The sequence below is a fragment of the Salinisphaera sp. PC39 genome, from assembly GCF_040361335.1.
Lineage (GTDB): Bacteria > Pseudomonadota > Gammaproteobacteria > Nevskiales > Salinisphaeraceae > APNM01.
Map to the genome: position 1 here is coordinate 83,706 of NZ_APNM01000006.1, position 18,232 is coordinate 101,937.

Here is an 18,232-nt window from a genome sequence, read left to right on the forward strand (position 1 = left end):
ACGGTCTCCGGACTCAGTTGATGTTGATCTTGACCGGCACGTTGCCGCGCACGGCGTTGGAATAGGGGCACAGCCGGTCGGCTTCCTTGACCACCGCCTCGGCGGCGGCCTTGTCCAGGCCCTCGATCGCGACGTCGAGGCTCACGTCGAGCCCGAAGCTGCCGTCGTCGTTCACGCCCAGGCCGACGTGCGCGGTGACCGCGGTGTGCGTCGGCTTGTGCCCTTCCTGCTTGGCCACGTGCAGCACCGCGTTCTCGAAGCAGGCGGCGTAGCCGGCGCCGAAGAGCTGCTCCGGATTGGTCGCCGCCTTGCCCGGACCGCCCATCTTGCCGGGCATGGACAGGTCGAGGTCGAGCATGCCGTCGTCGGACTCGGCGTGCCCGTCGCGGCCGCCGGAGGCGGTGACCTTGGTGGTGTAGACGATGTTCACTTGCGGACTCCTATCGGTTCTCGTGCGGGCCGGCGCTCACGCCGGCGGTAACAGGGCGAGGTCGTTGAAGACCAGCCAGTCGGTGATCCGACCCTCGTCGTCGAAGACGAAGGTATCGGTGTAACGGGTGCCGTCCATGCGGCGGCCGTCGGCCATGCGGCCGAACAGCGAACCGTGGACATTGACGGCCCGACGGTCGTGGACCCAGAGGTCGTAGGACTTGGTCGGACAGCCGTCGAAAACCTGGTCGAGCATCCCCATCAGTTCGTCGACGCCGGCATGGCCGCGGCCCTCGAAGCCGGGGAACACGATGCGGCAATCGTCGGTGACGAAGGACTTGAGCTTGGGGACGTCGCCGGGCACCAGGGCCTCGTCGAGCAGCGCGAGCACCCGGCGTTGCTGCCAGTCGGCGCTGCCGACGTCGATTGCGGTATCGGACATGGAAATCTCCTGGCTGCCGGGCGCCGCGGCGCCCGGCCCGGTTGGGACGGCTGAAGGATGCCGCCGTCCGGCTCGTGCCGGACGGCGGCGATCGGGTCACTTCTCGGCGATGAACAGGAACCACTCGCCGGCGCCGGCGAAATCGCCGCACTGGAACACACCGGTGCGGCCCGCGGCCTCGGCCAGCGCGCTCGGCGCGAGCTCCAGGCGGACCTTGTCCCGGTCGAAACCGGCGTCGCCGGCCAGCTCGCGGTAGTCGATCTCGTGGGACGGCCCCCAGAAGGGCTCGTTGTTGTTGTAGGTGTCCCAATCCATGATGAACTCGTCGAACTCGTCGTTCATCGCGGCGTAGGGCGGCGTCTCCAGGTGGACCATCATGCCGCCCGGGCGCAGCAGCCGGTGGCATTCGTCCATGATGCGCTTGATCGCCTTGGACGAGGTCTCGTGGATCAGGATCTGCGACACGATCAGGTCGAAGCTCTCGTCCTCGAAGTCGGTCTTCTCGGCGTTCTGCTGCGAGTAGTGAACCTTCTCGCCCAGCGACTCGGCGCGGGCGTGGGCATAGCGCAGCACCGGCGCGCCCACGTCGATGCCGTGGACCTCGGCCTCCGGGTAGGCGTCCACCCAGGGCAGCGTGCTGTGGCCCACGGTGCAGCCCATGTCCAGGATCGCCCGCGGCTTGAACTCCGGGAACGTCCGGCGCATGAAGTTGGCGGCGGAATCGCCCATGTCCGAGTTCAGCGGCCCGGCGCGGCCCATGGTGTAGATGTAGACCGCGCGGTCGTAGATCGCGCCGGCGGCGACATCATCCTCGCGCAGCTCGGTGTGGTAGCCGCCGGGCTGGCAGTGGATATCGACCTTGGCGTGGTAATGCGGCACCTCGACCGAGGGATCAAGCCTGAGCGACCCCAGGGTCTTGCCCTGGCCGCCGGACTTCGCCTTGCCGACCAGGTCATCGAGCTGCCGGTCGACGCTGGCGGACACCGAGTCCCACATCATCTCCTGACTGGTGCGCTGCAGGGAGCTCCAGAACTGGTAGTAGGGATCGGCGCCCATCGCCTTGCGGACCTCGTGGCGGTCCTTGGGGCCGCGGCCGTGTTCCTTCTCGAATTGCGGCTTCACCCGCTGGTCGTAGACCTCGCGGTTGCCGGGCGAGACATTGTTCGCCAGATACACCTTGAAACTCTGGATGAAGTCCTGGCGTGCCGCCTCGTCGTGGGTGGCGCGGGGCAGTACGTCGTGTTGCGTCTGTGCCATCGGTTCGTTCCTCCCGACACGGCCGTGTCGTTGCGATGCGAATATGAAGTTCAGCTCTCCGCCAGATCGGCGATCGCTTGTTCGTAGCCTTCCCGGCTCTCGCCGGCCTTCTCCGATTCGAGTTCATGGTGGACGATGCGCAGCACGCGCTCCAGGTACACCTCGCGCCAGGCATGACGCGCCTCGCGCACGCTCTCGTCCGGCTCGTAATCCTCGATATCGGCCCGGGTCAGGCTGCCCTTCTGTTCCAGCAGCCGCTCGACGGTATCCAGACGGTCCCGCACCACGGAAAGCTCGCCGGCCACCGCCATGATGATGGCAAGCAGCTTGTCGCTCTCCGGGTTCTCGAAAAAGTACGGGCGTTTGCCCTTGGCCTTTCTCGACATGATCTCCTCCGTTTCCGATAGACCGATCCGAGCGGACCGGCCGCTCGACACCCAATGCTCCAAATTCCGTGCCACACGGCCCGCGGCAAGCCGGCGCCCTGCAAGCCATTGTCGATCAACGGCTTGCGCCGCCCATGGCGCGACGCACCACGCCGGGGCGGCGCCCGGTCATTGCAAGTATTGAACGTTACCGCAACAACAGTGCAACAACCGGCGGCGTCAGGCGTGGGCGCGATCGACCACGGTCAGGGCCGCGTCCAGGGCCGACAGGCCCTTGTCGATCTCCTCGTCGCTGATGGTGAACGGCGGCGCGACCTTGATGGTGTTCGGCACGAAACCGCCCAGGAGCACGCCGTGACGGGCGCACTCCGCGGCGATCAGGTTGTTCGGATGCCGCGCCGGGTCGCCCGTGAATCCGGTGTAGCGGTCCTCCGGCACGATCGGCTCGCCGTCGGCGTTCACCAGGTCCACCGCGTAGTAGAGGCCCGCCCCGCCGACGCGGCCGACACAGGGATGGCGCCCGGCGAGCCGCGTCAACTCGGCCAGGACGCGTTCACCCTTTTCCCGGACCCGGCCGAGGGTGTCGTGCTCCAGCATGTACTCCAGGTTGCCGACGATCGACGCGCAGATCAGCGGATGGCCGTCCCAGGTGCTGCCACTCCACCAGCGGGCGCGGTCGAAATACTCCGCCACCGGCTTCGAGGCCACCACCCCGCCCGACGGCAGCAGGCTGCCGTTGATGCCCTTGCCCACCACCATCAGGTCGGGCGCGATGCCGGGATGGCGCTGGTAGCCGAACCACTCGCCCAGCCGCCCGAAGCCGCAGAGCACCTCGTCGTCGATCCAGAGGAAGCCGTGGCGCTTGGAGAGCTCCCGCAACGCCGGGTAGTAGTCGTCGTGCGGCATCAGGCCGCCGGCGCCGAACATGGGCTCGGTGATCACGGCGGCGATGTTCTCCGGTCCGACCGCGCGCACGATCGCCTCGGTGGCCGCGATCGACGGCAGCGTGCCGTCCACCGCGGCATCTATCGGCTCGGGCGGCGGGATCGGGATATAACCCGCCGACGGGAAGCCGGGGGCGTCCACCACACGGTCCGGGTCGTCGGCGGGATTGAGGCAGTTGCGATAGCCGCGCAGCCAGGTCGCCCCCATGGTGCTGCCGTGGAAGGAGTGCGCCTGGGTCAGGATCACCGGCCGGCCGGTATAGAGCTTCGCCATGGTCATGGCGGACTCGGCCGCCTCGGTGCCGGAGGCGAACACCCGCAGCCGGCCCGGCCAGTCCTCGCCGGCCAGCACATCCTCGATCACCAGCTTCGCGGCCCGCGCCCGGTACTCGTTGGCCATGCCGAAGAAGACGTGGCCGTAGCGCGCCATGGCCCGCTCGACCGCGGCGACCGCCGCCGGATGCCGGTGGCCCATGCTGTCCGATACGAGCTGGCTCTGGAAGTCGAGCAGCCGCGTCCCGTCCGCGAGCTGGATATAATTGCCGTCGGCGCGATCCACGGCTAGGAACGAGTAGTCCGCCTGGGCCTGCACGTTGTGCAGGTAATAGGTGCGGTCCCAGCGTTCGATCTCCGTCCAGTCGGTCATGCCCGTGTCCTGTGTCGTAAGTTTCTTGACGAATGAGCGTGAGGACTTGGCGTGTCTGGCAAGGCGCCAAGCCGAGTCGTATCAGGGAATACGGCGAGGCTTGGCAACGCCGCCAGGCGCGGCGAGGGCCGCGCGCAATGCAAGGTTACTTGCGACACAGGACACTAGCCTCCTTGCCGGTCGAGGAAATCGCGCAGGCCGCCGGCCACGCCGTCGGCATCGACATCGCACTGGAAGTCGGCGCCGGTGACGACGACGCCCTCGGCGTCCGGGCGGGCCGCCCGCGCCTGCTCGTAGAACGGCCAGATCACGTCGTCGCGCGAGCACATATGCAGCATCGGGCAGTCCACCCGCTGGTGGAAGGCGGCGAAGTCCTGGTCCCAGACGCGGTTGAAGGCCACGGTCAGCGCCTCCCAGGACCGCAGGTGATCGACCAACTCGCGGTGGTGCAGCTCCAGGGTCTGGTCGGCGCCGATGCCGGCCAGGTAGCGCCAGGCCTCGTCCAGGTAGGCACCCGAGGGTTCCGGCTTGAACGGTGCCGAAAAGTGCTTGCGGAATTCCGCGCGCTGCTCGGCGGTGGCCTCGACCGGGCCGATCATCGCCAGGCTCAGAACGCGGCCGGGATAGCGCACCGGCATCTCCACCGCGAGGCAGCCGCCGGTGTGGTGGCCGCAGGCATGGAAGCGCTCGATACCGAGATCGTCCAGCGCCTCCATCATGCGGTCGGTGTAATAGCCGACGCTGTCCACTTCGGCGGGTTCGTAGGAATAACCGAAGCCGGGGGTATCGAAGGCGATACAGTCGTAGCCGTCCGCCAGCCGCGCCATCACCTTCTCGAACATGGCGCCGGAGCTGGCGGTCTGGTGGTAGAAGGCGACCACGGGCTTGCCGGCGGTGCCCTGGCGCCGGTAGTGGATCTGGCCGTCACGGCAATCGGCGTAGCCGAAACGCAGACGGTCGGGGCGGGCTTGTTCCACGGTCATGGCGGTCAGGCCTCCTTCGCGGCGAGGAAATCGCGGAGCGCGTTCGCGGTACCGTCCGGGTCCAGGTCGGGCTCGAAATTGGCGCCCGCCAGGACCGCGGTGACGGCGTCGGGATGCGCTTCCGCGGCCCGCTCCAGGTAGGGCCAGAGCACGTCGTCCCTGGCGGCCATCATCAGCTTCGGGCAGCGCACCCGCGCCAGCAGCGCCGGAAAATCCTGATCCCAGACGGCGTTGTAGGCCTGGACCCGGCCGCGCCAGGCGCGCACGGTGTCCGCGGTCTCGCGGTGGTGCAACGCGAGGTCGCCGTCGGCGCCGAGACCCGCCAGGTAGTCGAAAGTCCGCTTCAGGTAGCCGCCGTCCGCCGTGGGCGCGAACGGCGTGGAGAAGTGCTTGCGGAACTCGTCGCGCTCCGCCTGGGTGAGCTGGACCGGCCCGATCATGCTCAGGCTGAGCACCCGGTCCGAATCCTCCGCCGCCAGTTCCACCGCCACGCAGACCCCGGTGTGGTGGCCGCAGACGTGGTAGCGGTCGACGCCCAGGGCGCCCAGCGCCTCGCGCATGACCCCGGTGTAGTAGCCGATCGACGGCACCTCGTCGGGGTCGTAGGAGCCGCCGAAGCCGGGCGTGTCCAGGGCGATCATGTCGTAACCGCCGGCCAGGCGCCGCATCACGGCCTCCCACATGGCCGACGAGCTGGCGGTCTGGTGCAGGAACACCAGTGTCGGTCCGTCGCCACGCAGGCGGCGATAATGGACCTGGCCCTCGCCGGCGTCGACATAGCCGAAGCGCATATCGCTCATGCCTTGCCTCCGTTGCCGTGGAGGCCGAGGCTGCCCGGGTTGACCAGGCCCGCCGGATCGAGCTGCCCCTTGACGCCCTGGATCAAGGTCCACAGGGCGTCGTTGTTCATCATCCGCCGGTAGGGGTAATAGCGCCCGAGCTGCAGATGACAGCAGCCGTGGGCGTCGAACAGGTCACGCAGCTTGTCGCGCAGCTCCAGGGCGACCCGGCGCTTTTCCGGTTGCGGTTCGCGCCCCTGCCATTTCTCGCGGAAGGCGGGTTCGATCCGGTCCAGTCGGAACTGCTGGACCTCGTCGTACCAGTAGAAACTGGGTTCGATCACGAATTCCGCGCCGGAATAACAGGTGAGATAGGACGTGCGGATATCGTGCGCCTCCATCAACGCCTTGTTCTCGGCGAAGAAATCCTCGACCGCCTGCCCGACCTCCTGGACCCGGGACAGTGGCATGAACCCGTGCACCGGCAGCCAGATCTCGCCGTCGGAGCCCAGGATCACGGAGCCCACGCCGTCGAACGGCGCGGCGTTGAACACGGTGGGCAGGCTGTTGTCGATCTCCACGCCGCCGTGCCGCACGCAGATGTCGTGCGCCGTCTTCATCTTGGCGGCCGCGATCTCGGAGGTCTGGCCCTCGAAGGTCATGTGCAGCGAGTAATTCACGCCCCGCAGCACGCGCTTGCCGCTGCGCGCCACGCGGGCGGCGTTGGCGATGCCCGCGAGGACCGAGTTGCCCGACTTGGCGATGTTCTTGAGCGCGGACACGCCCTGCTTGAAGGTGAACCCCTTGTCCTCGAACGTGGCGTTGTAATAGGGATCGAAGCCGTAGCACTCGGCGGACAGCCGCAGCCGCGACATCTCGATCTGCACCGCCAGCATCTCCTCCAGGTTCTCGAAGGCGAAGGACATGGTCAGGGTTGTTTCCGGCACGGGCAGCAGGCGCAGCACGGCGCGCGCCTTGAAGCCGAATGCGCCGGTGTCGGCGGTGAACAGCCCGGTCACGTCGGGCCCGAAATGGCGGTAGAAGGGCTTGCCGTTCTTGTGCGCCCAGGAGCCGGTCCGCAACAGGGACCCGTCCGCCAGCACCACCTCCAGGCCCAGCACGCTCTCCGCGACCGTGTGGTTGTCGCCCGAGCCCAGGAACAGGCTGTTCTGGGCGATCGCCCCGCCGACGGTGGCGTACATGCCGGACAGCGGACCGTAGTACGGCGTGCGCACGCCCTCGGCCTTCAGCCGCTCCACCAGTTTCTTCCAGGTGCAGCCGCATTCCACGACCACGTACATGTCCTCGGCGTTGATCTCGACGATGCGGTCCAGCCCCTGCATGTCGATCAGCACGGTCCGTTCGTTCTCCGGGGAATAGGCCTGGGTATAGGACATGCCGCCGCCGCGCGGGATCACGGCATAGCCCGCGGCGGTGGCCTCGCGGACCACGCCCTGCAGGGCCTCGACCGACTCCGGCCGCACCACGAGTTCCGCCGTGGCGTGCGGCAGGTAGCTCAGGTCGCGCGAATAATAGGTACGGCGGGCCTCGTCCGTGATGACGTTGTCGGCGCCGACCAGACCGACGAGGCGGCGGCTCAGGGAATCGGATTCGAGTGTCGCGGACATTGGTATCTCCTCCAACGGGCGGTGGAACGGGTTAACGCATGGTCTGTGCCAGCACGGCACCGGCGAGGTGCCGCCGATGCGGGTCGGCGACCGGCCGCGTCCCGACGGGCGTCGCCAAACCGTCGGCCGGCCTGCGTTCCGGCCGCCGGTCGCGGTGGACGATCGACCACCGCGACATGTCAAGGGCCCGTCGCCGGACACGGGGCGAGGTGTCCGTTTAATGCAACAGACCCGTAACAGGGAAGAAACCATGCAGGTCGGCAGCCACCATGTTCCGGCGCGCCCCACGCCCGTCCGAGCACGGCGAATGCCATACAAATCAAGCGCTGGCGGCCGCTCCGGCCTGCCGCGCCGCGGCATCGGCCTCCCTCTGGCACGCCGGTTGCGTAATCCGGTCAGAGAGCGCCGTCCCCACCGGCGAATGACGGCCGGGACGGTCCGGACCCCCACGGCCGAGGTGCCGGTAGCGGGCGGACGGCGAGCAATCGGCTTGACGGGACCGGACCCGGTCTGACGAGAGGCATGGGCCGGGCGAATGCAATTGAGGGAGGTAAGGCAATGACACTCTCTAGGAAACTAGGTGGTTTGACGTTTTCGGTTGCGGCACTGGCATTCGCTGCCTCTCCGCTGCACGCCGAGGCCCTGTCCGACGGCGACGTGATCAACGCCGGCAACCTGGACTCGGTGATGGACGACACCTACCAGGGCCACAAGATCGGCGACCTGCTCACCGAGCGCGTGATCTGGCAGATCAAGGAACACGACCTGGAGATCGAACTCGGCGACGCGCCGGCGTTCGACATCGACGACAACTACTGGAAGCTGACCGAGGCCCACGCCGGCGAGGCGAGCCTGAACCAAGAGACCCGACAGATGGAGAACTGGTCGGGCGCGGGCATGCCGTTCCCGATGAGCGAGATCGACGTGGACGATCCCCACGCCGGCGACAAGCTGATCTGGAACTTCTTCACCTACCAGACCGACGGCGACGTCACCCGCTTTCCCTTCACCTACCTGCTGATCGACGGCAACAGCGGGCTGGAACGCGTCCAGGAGTGGTTCTGGATCCGCTACAAGTACTCGGGTCGCTTCAGCCCGAACAACGAGCCCAACATCAACGAGAACGGCGAGACCATTCTCAACAAGACGCTGATCAACGCGCGCTTCCCGCGTGATATCCGCGGTCTGGGCACGCTGTCGACCAGCTACTACTCGGACAAGGTGGACGACTCCTTCGCCTACCTGCCGGCCGTGCGCCGCATCCGGCGCACCTCCGGCGGCGCCTGGATGGACCCCATCGGCGGCACCGACCAGCTCCAGGACGACATCAACGTGTGGAACACCCACCCGAACTGGTACCCGGAGATCAAGGTCGTCGGCAAGCGCTGGATCCTGACCCCGATCAGCACGAGCTGGACGTCGTACCCCGAGAAGGACAGCAACGCCGAGAAGTACCCCTACGTCAATCTCGCCGAGGCGCCGTACTGGCATCCGAAGGGCTTCAAGTGGGAGCCGCGCGAGGTGTACGTGATCGAGGCGAATGCCCCGGACGAGCACCCGTACTCCAAGAAGGTCATGTACTACTCGACCGAGCTGCCGTGGATCTACCAGGGCGAGACCTATGACAAGAAGGGCGAGTTCTGGAAGTACCTGTGGTGGGTCCCGCGGAACTACACCGCCGAGGACGACACCAAGGTCGTGACGGTGGTCTCCGCCTTCGTGGAGGACTATCAGCGCATGCACGCCACGCTGTTCGTGAGCACGCCGGCCTGGGAGTTCAACCCCGCCGACGTGAAGCGCAGCGACGCCTCCCTGTCGGCGCTGCAGGCGGGCGGCCGGTAACCCCGGCACCCGACGGTCGACACGGCGCGGGCGATCCGATCGCCCGCGCCGTTTTCTTCTCACGCCAACCACTCACACCGACAACCGAAGCGCCGCCCATGACCGACCGCGAGGCAACCGTCACCGAGGCCATGCCGCTGACCCCGGGCCGCACGGCCCTGATGGTCATCGACATGCAGAACGCCTTCCTCGATCCCGAGGGTTCCTGCGCCCGCCTGGGCCTGGACCACACGGCGCTGCGCCGCGCGATCCCCGGCGTGCAACGGCTGATCGCCGCCGCCCGCGAGGCCGGCGTGCCGATCGTCTACACCCGCTTCGTCTACCGCGACGACTACCGCGACGGCGGCATCGTCACCAACCAGATCCTGCCGGCGCTGCGCGAGAACCGCGCGCTGGCCGCCGGCACCCGCGACATCGAGATCATCGACGAGCTGGCGCCGGCCGACGGCGACATCGTCATCGACAAGAACCGTCCCGGCGCCTTCCACGGCACCCCGCTGGCGAGCTGCCTGGACGGGCTCGACGCCGACAGCCTCATCGTCTGCGGCGTCACCACCAACGTCTGCGTCGAGACCACGACGCGCGAGGCCATGCAGCACGACTACCGCGTCTGGGTGGTGGCCGACGCCACCGCCGAGTTCGAGGACGACCGCCACACGGTCGCCCTCAAGGGCCTGGGCTGGATGTTCGCCAGCATCGTCGAGCTGCGTGACGCGCTCGCGGCGATCCCCGGCCTGGGACAGACACAACCCCGGGACTGAGGAGCGACCCATGGACCGGCCCTTCGTCATCGACGGCGTCTGCCACCCCTACAACTTCAGTCCGGCGAACACGCGCGGGCGTTTCGGGGAGATGTTCAGCGAATCGCTGTACAGCTATTTCCCCTATGTGAACCCGCCCGAGATCCAGTTCCCGAAGGAAGCCTGGCTGCGGGAATGGCAGCCCGAGGAATTCATCGAGACCATGCTCCTGGAATCGCACACGGACATGCTCTGCGTGCATTCCCTGCCCATCTACGACGCCTACGAGGACGGCCTGGCCGCCCACGACAAGTGCGCCCGGCTCAAGCGCGACTATCCCGACCGGGTGTTGTGGTACGGCGGCGTCAACCTGTGCTGGCCGGAACGCGCCGATCGCGACCTGGAGGCCCATCTGGCCGCGGGCTGCGACGGCATCAAGTTCTACCCGGCCCGTTACGACGAGGGCCGCACGCGCTACTGGCGCATGGACGACGAGGAACTGGCGTTCCCCATGTACGAGCGCATCCTCGATGCCGGCATCAACAACGTCGCCGTGCACAAGGCGCTGCCCCTGGGGCCGGTCTCGGTGGATTCCATGCGGGTGGACGACATCTCCACCGCCGCCAACGTGTTCCCCGACCTGAACATCCAGATCGTGCACGCCGGCTTCATGTTCGTGGACGAGACCAAGTTCCTGATCGCGAACCACCCCAACGTCTACGCCACCCTGGAGGCGTCGACGCTGTTCTGCATGCTGCATCCGCCCACGCTGACGCGCATGCTCGACGAATTCCTGATCTACGGCGGCCCGGACAAGCTGATCTACGCCTCCGCGGCCGTGAACCCGCATCCGCGCGTAGTGCTGGAGTCCTTCGCCGATTACACGTTGCCGGCGGAATCGCCGATCCCGCTCAACGACGAGGTACGCGCGGCGTTCCTCGGCGGCAACCTGGCCCGGCTGCACGGCATCGACGTCGACGAGCGCCGCCGCCGTCTCGCCGACGACCGCTTCGCCCGCGAGGTCGTCGCCAACGGCCTGCGGCCGCACTGGCAGGCCGTGCACGGCGCCGACGCATGAGCGCCCCGGATATCGGCGACCGGGTCCGGAACGCGCTCGGCGCGGTGCGCGACCCCTGCATGACCGCCGCCGGCCTGGATCTGTCCGTGGTTGACCTGGGGCTGCTGCGCGATGTACGGGCGACCCCCGACCGCATCGACGTGGACGTGACCTTCACCGAGCCCGGCTGCCCGTTCTCGCACCGTCTGCTGGACGAGTTGCACCGGGCCCTGGAAAGCCTCCCGGAGGGCGGGCACACGCACCTGAACATCGTCTGGTCGCCGCCCTGGACGCCGGCCGACATGACCCCGGCGGCCCGCCACCAGTTCGACGCCGCGCGGCGGCGACTGGGGCCGGGCGCCACCCGCACCATCCCCGTGGAGGAGATTTCACGATGAGCGAACGGGACCCGTCCGACCTGCTGATGCCGCTGTGCAGCCCGCCCTTCGGCAAGCTGCCGTTCCCCATGATCGAGTGCAAGATGGTCCTGGTGGCCTTCAAGGCCGACCCCGACGAGATCGCCCGCATCACCCCGGCGCCGCTGGAGCCGGACGGCGACACGCTGTATGCCTTCGTCGCCGACAACAACCAGCTCTCGCACTCGATGGCCTACCACGAGGCGGCGATCCTGCAGAAGGTCACCTACCAGGGCCGCAGCGCGGTCACCGTGCCCTACATCTGGACATCCACCGACACCGCCATGCTGGCCGGGCGCGAGCTGTTCGGCATGCCCAAGCTGATGTGCGACGACGCCGGCCACCTGCACGCCATCGCCAACGAGGTCAGCGGCAGCCTGGTCAAGTACGGCCGGACCATGATGGACCTGGGCATCGTGATCGACGCCCCGGGCACCATCGCGGACCTGCCGTTCGGCGCCGACTGGACGTTCGTGCGCCACATCCCCAGCCCCGACCCGAAGCGGCCCGCCATCCAGCAGCTCCTGTGGATCGAGTTGCAGGACTTCGCGCTCCAGGAATGCTGGCTGGGCCGCGGCTGGCTGGATATCTCGTATCCGAGCTCGTCCGGCATCGACCGTTTCGGGGCGTCACCGGTGGAACGTGCCTGGTACGGCCGCTTCTCCTGGGAACTGCGCGGCGCGACCGTGGAACGGGAATGGGAACTCACCGAAGGGAACAACTAGCAATGCCAATGATCCAGGATGCGGTCGACATCGTCTGCAACCCGTTCACGGCCCAGGAGCTGGACAAGGGCCAGACCGGGTTCGACCGCGAGTTCATGAAACAGGTGCGCATGCCGCGGGAGATGCACGACGGCGTCGCCATGCCCGATTACATCGCCAAGATGGACCGGGCCCGTATCGGCCGCTCGCTGCTGATCGCGGTGCGCGCCGGCGACATGCGCATGGCCGGCTCGGCCGAGATCCCCTACGACCAGGTGGCCGAGTACTGCCGCGCCTACCCGGACCGCTTCTCTGGCCTGGCCGGCGTCGACCCCTATCGCGGCATGCAGGGGCTGCGCGATCTCACCTACGCGGTCGAGGAGCTCGGCTTCGTCGGCGCCCACCTCTACCCGCACTGGTTCGAGCTGCCGCCGGACCACGCCAAGTACTACCCGTACTACGCCAAGTGCTGCGAGCTCGACATCCCGATCATGATGCAGGTCGGCCAGAACCTGGTGTACAACCGTCAGCGCGCCCTGCCGAGCGTCGGCCGCCCGATCTGCCTGGACCGGGTCGCGATCGACTTCCCCGAGCTCAAGCTGATCGGCATCCACGTCGGCGTGCCCTGGACCGACGAGATGATCGCCATGGCCTGGAAACACGAGAACGTGTTCATCGGCGGCGACGCCTACGCGCCCAAGTACTGGCCGCCGCAGTTCGTCCACTACCTGAACTCCTACGGCCAGGACAAATGCCTGTTCGGCACCGACTGGCCGGTGATCGACCCCGAGCGGGCGGTGGCCGAGATCGAGGCCATGGACCTGCGGCCCGAGGCCCGCGCCAAGCTCATGCGCGACAACGCACGCCGGGTGTTCCGGCTGCCGGAATCGGAGGCCGCATGAGCCGCAGTCCCGCCTACCACGACCTGACCATCGCCGGCGGCATCCGCGCCAGCGCCGCCCGCAACCCCGGCAAGGCCGCGCTGGCGCTGGGCGAGCGCGAGCTGACCTACCGCGAGCTGGTTTCCCGGTTGCACCGGGTCGGCAACGGCGCCGTCGACGGCCTGGGTCTGGGCGGCGGCCGGGCGGCGATCCTGGCGCCCAACTGCCTGGAATTCGTGGAACTGGTGGCGGGCCTGTCGGAAGCCGGCGTCACCGCCGTGCTGATCAATCCGAAGCTCACCCTGGACGAGATCGCGTTCATCTGCGCCGACAGCGAGGCGCGGGTGATCTTCGCCCATCCGGATCTGGCCGAGACCGCGCGCGCCGTGCCCGGCATCGAGCGCGTGATCACGCTCGGCGAGGATTACGAGGGCTGGCTGGCCGCCGCGGCGGACGATGCGCCGCGTGCCGAGGTCGCCGAGACCGACGCCTTCGCCATGCACTACACCGCCGGCACCACCGGCAAGCCCAAGGGCGTGCTGGTGTCGCACCGCTCGCGGGCGCTGACCTTCTTCGGCATGGCGGTGGAATACGGCTGCTACGGGCCGGACGACCGCGCCCTGGGCATCGCCCCGATGTTCCACGGCGCCGGCCTGGCCTTCGCCCTGGCGCCGGTGTTCTTCGGCGGCTTCTGCCGCATCCTGCCGCGCTTCGATCCCGAGGAGAGCCTGCGGCTGCTGGCCGAGGGCGGCTTCGGCACCACCTTCCTGGTACCCACGCATTTCAACGCCATCTTCAACCTGCCGCAGGCGACCCTGGACCGCTACCGGCGGCCGGCGGGCCTGCGTACCATCGTCTCCAACGCCGCGCCGCTGGCCCAGGCCACCAAGGAGCGGATCGTGGACTATTTCGGCGAGGGCATCCTGCACGAGACCTACGGTTCCACCGAGGGCGGCATCGTCACCAACCTGCGGCCGGCGGACCAGCTCCGCAAGCAGCGTTGCGTGGGCCTGCCGTTCGCGCACACCGAGGTCCGGTTGCTGGACGACGACGGCCGGCCGGTGCCGCAGAGCGAGGTGGGCGAGCTGTACAGCCGTTCGCCCTATCTGTTCAACGGCTACTGGAACCGCCCCGACGCCACCGCCGAGGCCCTGCGCGACGGCTGGCTGAGCGTGGGCGACCTCGCGCGGCGCGACGAGGAGGGCTACATCTACCTCGTCGACCGCAAGAAGGACGTGATCATCTCCGGCGGCGTCAACGTCTATCCGCGCGAGGTCGAGGAATGCCTGCACGCGCACCCGGACATCGCCGAGGCGGCCGTGGTGGGCGTGCCCGACGACTACTGGGGCGAGGCGGTCAAGGCCTTCGTGGTCGCCCGCGCCGGCGCGGCCCTGGACGCCGACGCGGTGCTGGCGCACTGCACGCCGCGGCTGGCCGGCTACAAGCTGCCCAAGACGGTCAGCTTCATCGACGCCCTGCCGCGCAACGCCGCCGGCAAGGTGCTCAAGCGCGACCTGCGCGACACCTGAGGAGCGACGCGATGTCCGAGACCCGATTCAAGGTGGCCGCGGCCCACGCCGCGTCCGAGTTCCTGGACACGCCCGCCGGCATCGACAAGGCCTGCCGGCTGGTGGCGGACGCCGGGGCCCGGGACATCCGCCTGCTGGTGTTCCCCGAGGTGTTCGTGCCGGGCTTCCCGCACTGGATCAACTGCTATCCGCCGTTGCTGCAGGCGCCGCTCAACCGGCGCTACATGGACGCCTCGATCGCGGTCCCCGGCCCCGAGGTGGACGCCGTGCGCGACGCCGCCCGCGCGGCCGGCTGCGCGGTGGTGCTCGGCGTCAGCGAGCGCGCCGGCGGCACCTGCTACAACACCCAGGTGTTCATCGACGCCGATGGCACCTATCTCGGCAAGCACCGCAAGCTGCAGCCGACCTACGCCGAACGCTACATCTGGGGTCAGGGCGACGGCGCCACGCTGCGCGTCTGGGACAGCGCGGTCGGCCGCCTCGGCGGGCTGGCCTGCTGGGAGCATACCCTCAACCTCGCCCGGCACGCGCTGATCCTGCAGGGCATGCAGATCCACGCGGCCTCCTGGCCGGCGCTGTCCACCCTGGCGGGTTTCGACGCCATGTTCGACGCCCAGGTCGACGCCATGATGCGCAGCCACGCCCTCACCGGGCAGTGCTTCGTGGTGGTGGCCGAGGACACGGTCACCGAGACGGCGCTGCGGGTGATGGAAGACGCCCTCGGACCGCAGGAGCTGGTCCGCGCCGGCGGCGGCTCGTCCGCGGTCATCCACCCCTGGGGCCACTACATCGCGGGCCCGCACACCGGTCCGGAGGAAACCCTGGTCACGGCGGAGATCGATCTCGACGAGATCGCCGACGTGAAGGCCATGGTGGACTCGGCCGGGCATTACTCGCGGCCCGAGGTCCTGCAACTGAGCGTGGACGCCCGCCCCCGGCACGGGCTGCGTCTGATCACCGACGACGAGGCCTGAGACATGGCGGAATTCAACGGCAAGACCGTGATCGTCAGCGGCGCGGCCAATCCCATCGGCATCGGCCGCGCCACCGCCGAGGCCTTCGCCCGCGAGGGCGCCGACGTGGCGTTGCTGGATGTGGACGCCGCCGGCCTCGCGGCCACGGCCGACGCCGTGCGCGCGCTCGGCGCCCGCGCCGTGACCGCGGTCTGCGATGTCGGCGACGCCGACGCGGTCGCCGATGCCCTGGCGGCCACCCGCGAGGGCCTGGGCCCGGTGGATATCGTCGTCTGCAACGCCGGCATCGCCCGGCGGCGACCTTTCCTGGAACTTACCGAGAACCAGCTCGGCGAGGTCATGGGCGTGAACTTCGGCGGTACCTTCCGCCTGATTCACGGCGCCCTGCCCGACCTGATCGAGCGCGGCGGGTCCGCCGTGTGCATCTCCTCGATCGCGGGCTGGCCCTGGGGCTGGCGGCGGCACGCCGACTACAGCGCCTCCAAGGCCGCCATCGAGGGCCTGGTGCGGGCGCTGGCCGCGGAGTTCGCCCCCCGGGGCGTGCGCCTGAACGCGATCGCGCCCGGCGCCGTGCGCACCGGCCAGACCACTGACGCCGAGAATTCCGTGGGCGAGGAAGGCCTGGCCGCGATCGCCGATCAGATCCCGCTGCGCCGCGTGGGCGAGCCGGCCGACATCGCCGACGTCGCCCTGTTCCTGGCCGGCCACCGCGCCCGCTATCTCACCGGGCAGACCCTGGTGGTGGACGGCGGCATCACCCTCGGGCCCCTGGACTGACCCGACGGCCACCGGCCGAACACGCCGGCGCAATTAAGGGGACGGTATACTTAATTGATTGCAATTAAGTATACCGTCCCCTTAATTCAAAAAGAACGGGGGTGCGGCCCGGGAGAGTAGGCCGCACCCCCAACACGCATGGGAGGAGTTTCTATGCTTCTATGCGACGGTCGCTCAGAACTGGTAGGTCAGACGCGCCATCAGCTGGTCGTTGTGGTCGAAATAGCCGAAGATCGTGGTGTCGTCGCTGGTTGCGGGCGAACCGGGAGGCGGCGTGCTGCCGTCGTCGAAGAAGATGTCGGCCTCCAGCTTCAACCGCCAATGGTTGCCCCACACGAACTGCACACTCGGGATCACGAACCCGCCGCCGTAGCTGACGTCGTAGCCGCCGGCGAGCTGCGGGTTGATGGTGTCGTTCTTGTAGTTCAGGCCCAGGATCGCGGTGGCGATCACCGAGTGCGACTTGGGATCGGCGGAATAGCCGACCAGCTGCACTAGGTCGTCGCTGTCCTCCAGGTCGACGATGTAGTCGTCGAAGATCTGCACCGAGAAGAACGACGGCCGGCTGGTCTTGAAGACCGTCTGCGTCCAGTCGACCTGCTTGTCCATGCGGATCATCAGGCTGACCACGTCCTTCTCGTCGACGCCGCAGATGCCGGCGATCGCCGCCTGGCCCGTGGCACCACAGACCGAGGGATCCTGGCCGACGTTGAAGGGCTTGTCCATCGCGTAGGCGATCTCGGTGCTGAACACCGCGTCGGCCTTGGTGGAGTAGCCGCTGGCGGTGAAGCCGATCACGTCGATGATCGGGTAGATCAGGCTGGCGAAGCCGTTGTCCGGCCCGTCACCCTCGTACGGCGCGAACACCGAGTTGAACACCGGGTCCGGGTTGTGGACGTGCAGGTAGTTGAACGAGTAGTTGATCCCACCGCCCGGCGTCAGGCCCGTCCAGCGGATGGCACCCTTGAGGTCGTCGGTGTCGCCTTCCTTGTGGTCGTACTGGTAGGGCGAGACGCCCGGATTCAGGAAGTCCACGCCCTTGTTCGGCTGATTCGACCAGCGGCCGCCCGACAGCCCGTAGGAGGTGCCGAAGTCACGGTCGCGGTTGAGATCGCCGCCCGGGATCAGCAACACTTGGAACGCCCCCTGCCACGGCGTGACCTGCTGGGTGATGTTCAGCATGTTCAGCGGCTTGCGGCTGTCCTCGTTCTCCGACACGAGGAAACTGCGCCACGTGTAGTCGAAGCCGTGGATCAGGTCGAGCGCTTGGAAGAAGTCGGTCTCGCCGAAGGCCACCTGCTGCCGGCCGAGCCGTACGTTGGTGGTGTTCGTGAGATCGAAGTCGATATAGGCCTCGCGGATCTCGTCGTTGTCGTAGATATCCTCCACGAGATCGTCGCCGCTATTGGCGCCGAGGTCCTCGAGATCCTCCAGATAACCCGTCTCCATCTCGCGCACGCTCCGCGCCTGGATACGGAAATCCACCGGTCCCACGTTGCCTTCCAGGGCCGGCTGGAACTGGGTCCTCACCATGGACAGACGGTACTTGTCGTCGCCCGGGTTCTCGGGCGGGTCTTCCAGGTTCATGGAGACATACTGGCGCAGGTAGCCGAACGCGGTGATCTCCCAACCGTCACCGCTGTAGCTCATCTGGGCCGACGCGGTGCCGGCGTGCGCGCCCAGCGCGCCTACCAGCAACGCGACCCACGTGCGCCGCCCAAAATGCTTCTCGTCGAGTCTTGTCATGGCCTCGTTCCCTCTCGTATCGCGTTGCGTTTCAGAACTGTGGTTGCAATCCGCCAGTCAATCGCTTCGGCG

General features: G+C 68.0%; 18 protein-coding genes. 9 read left to right on the forward strand and 9 right to left on the reverse strand.

Features of this window, described 5'->3' with window-relative positions:
- Nucleotides 1-13 precede the first annotated feature (13 nt).
- The 8 genes from PC39_RS07510 to PC39_RS07545 form a co-directional block, all read right to left on the reverse strand.
- Nucleotides 14-430 carry an organic hydroperoxide resistance protein gene (locus PC39_RS07510; protein WP_353252760.1) on the reverse strand — a complete coding sequence of 139 codons (417 nt, stop codon included), beginning with the start codon at nt 428-430 and terminating at the stop codon, nt 14-16.
- A 36-nt stretch (nt 431-466) separates the two neighbouring features.
- On the reverse strand, nt 467-871 hold the full coding sequence (locus tag PC39_RS07515; protein ID WP_353252761.1) for a nuclear transport factor 2 family protein: 405 nt from the start codon (nt 869-871) through the stop codon (nt 467-469).
- 96 nt (nt 872-967) lie between these two features.
- The gene (locus PC39_RS07520; protein WP_353252762.1) at nt 968-2,128 is read right to left on the reverse strand and encodes a class I SAM-dependent methyltransferase; all 1,161 of its coding nucleotides are present in this window, start codon (nt 2,126-2,128) and stop codon (nt 968-970) included.
- A gap of 50 nt (nt 2,129-2,178) precedes the next feature.
- The gene (locus PC39_RS07525; RefSeq protein ID WP_353252763.1) at nt 2,179-2,514 is read right to left on the reverse strand and encodes a hypothetical protein; all 336 of its coding nucleotides are present in this window, start codon (nt 2,512-2,514) and stop codon (nt 2,179-2,181) included.
- Nucleotides 2,515-2,733: 219 nt separating this feature from the next.
- On the reverse strand, nt 2,734-4,104 hold the full coding sequence (locus tag PC39_RS07530; RefSeq protein WP_353252764.1) for a class-III pyridoxal-phosphate-dependent aminotransferase: 1,371 nt from the start codon (nt 4,102-4,104) through the stop codon (nt 2,734-2,736).
- Between the two features lie 164 nt (nt 4,105-4,268).
- Complete coding sequence (locus PC39_RS07535) at nt 4,269-5,087, reverse strand: alpha/beta fold hydrolase (protein ID WP_353252765.1); 819 nt, start codon at nt 5,085-5,087, stop codon at nt 4,269-4,271.
- Nucleotides 5,088-5,092: 5 nt separating this feature from the next.
- Nucleotides 5,093-5,887: an alpha/beta fold hydrolase gene (locus PC39_RS07540; protein WP_353252766.1), complete on the reverse strand. Its 795-nt coding sequence runs from the start codon at nt 5,885-5,887 to the stop codon at nt 5,093-5,095.
- The gene (locus tag PC39_RS07545) at nt 5,884-7,494 is read right to left on the reverse strand and encodes an FAD-binding oxidoreductase (RefSeq protein ID WP_353252767.1); all 1,611 of its coding nucleotides are present in this window, start codon (nt 7,492-7,494) and stop codon (nt 5,884-5,886) included. The genes PC39_RS07540 and PC39_RS07545 overlap by 4 nt, the downstream gene beginning before the upstream one ends.
- Before the next feature lie 585 nt (nt 7,495-8,079).
- Between PC39_RS07545 and PC39_RS07550 the strand changes: the two genes are divergently transcribed.
- From PC39_RS07550 to PC39_RS07590, 9 genes are all read left to right on the forward strand, one after another.
- A complete protein-coding gene (locus PC39_RS07550; protein WP_353252768.1) occupies nt 8,080-9,336 on the forward strand; it encodes a DUF1329 domain-containing protein in 1,257 nt (418 codons plus the stop codon).
- Between the two features lie 98 nt (nt 9,337-9,434).
- Nucleotides 9,435-10,097: an isochorismatase family protein gene (locus PC39_RS07555; protein WP_353252769.1), complete on the forward strand. Its 663-nt coding sequence runs from the start codon at nt 9,435-9,437 to the stop codon at nt 10,095-10,097.
- A gap of 10 nt (nt 10,098-10,107) precedes the next feature.
- Nucleotides 10,108-11,154, forward strand: a complete 1,047-nt coding sequence (locus PC39_RS07560; protein WP_353252770.1) for an amidohydrolase family protein — start codon at nt 10,108-10,110, stop codon at nt 11,152-11,154.
- Complete coding sequence (locus PC39_RS07565) at nt 11,151-11,531, forward strand: metal-sulfur cluster assembly factor (protein ID WP_353252771.1); 381 nt, start codon at nt 11,151-11,153, stop codon at nt 11,529-11,531. The genes PC39_RS07560 and PC39_RS07565 overlap by 4 nt, the downstream gene beginning before the upstream one ends.
- Nucleotides 11,528-12,274, forward strand: coding sequence for an acetoacetate decarboxylase family protein (locus PC39_RS07570; protein ID WP_353252772.1), 747 nt, complete (start codon nt 11,528-11,530; stop codon nt 12,272-12,274). Before PC39_RS07565 ends, PC39_RS07570 begins: the two co-directional genes overlap by 4 nt.
- A gap of 2 nt (nt 12,275-12,276) precedes the next feature.
- Nucleotides 12,277-13,155: an amidohydrolase family protein gene (locus PC39_RS07575; protein WP_353252773.1), complete on the forward strand. Its 879-nt coding sequence runs from the start codon at nt 12,277-12,279 to the stop codon at nt 13,153-13,155.
- Nucleotides 13,152-14,663, forward strand: a complete 1,512-nt coding sequence (locus PC39_RS07580) for a class I adenylate-forming enzyme family protein (RefSeq protein ID WP_353252774.1) — start codon at nt 13,152-13,154, stop codon at nt 14,661-14,663. Before PC39_RS07575 ends, PC39_RS07580 begins: the two co-directional genes overlap by 4 nt.
- Before the next feature lie 11 nt (nt 14,664-14,674).
- Nucleotides 14,675-15,637, forward strand: a complete 963-nt coding sequence (locus PC39_RS07585) for a carbon-nitrogen hydrolase family protein (protein WP_353252775.1) — start codon at nt 14,675-14,677, stop codon at nt 15,635-15,637.
- Nucleotides 15,638-15,640: 3 nt separating this feature from the next.
- Nucleotides 15,641-16,414 (forward strand): SDR family NAD(P)-dependent oxidoreductase, encoded by a 774-nt coding sequence (locus PC39_RS07590; RefSeq protein ID WP_353252776.1) that lies wholly within the window; start codon nt 15,641-15,643, stop codon nt 16,412-16,414.
- 174 nt (nt 16,415-16,588) lie between these two features.
- Here the strand turns inward: PC39_RS07590 and PC39_RS07595 are convergent, their stop codons facing one another.
- Nucleotides 16,589-18,160, reverse strand: coding sequence for a DUF1302 family protein (locus tag PC39_RS07595; protein WP_353252777.1), 1,572 nt, complete (start codon nt 18,158-18,160; stop codon nt 16,589-16,591).
- Nucleotides 18,161-18,232 lie beyond the last annotated feature (72 nt).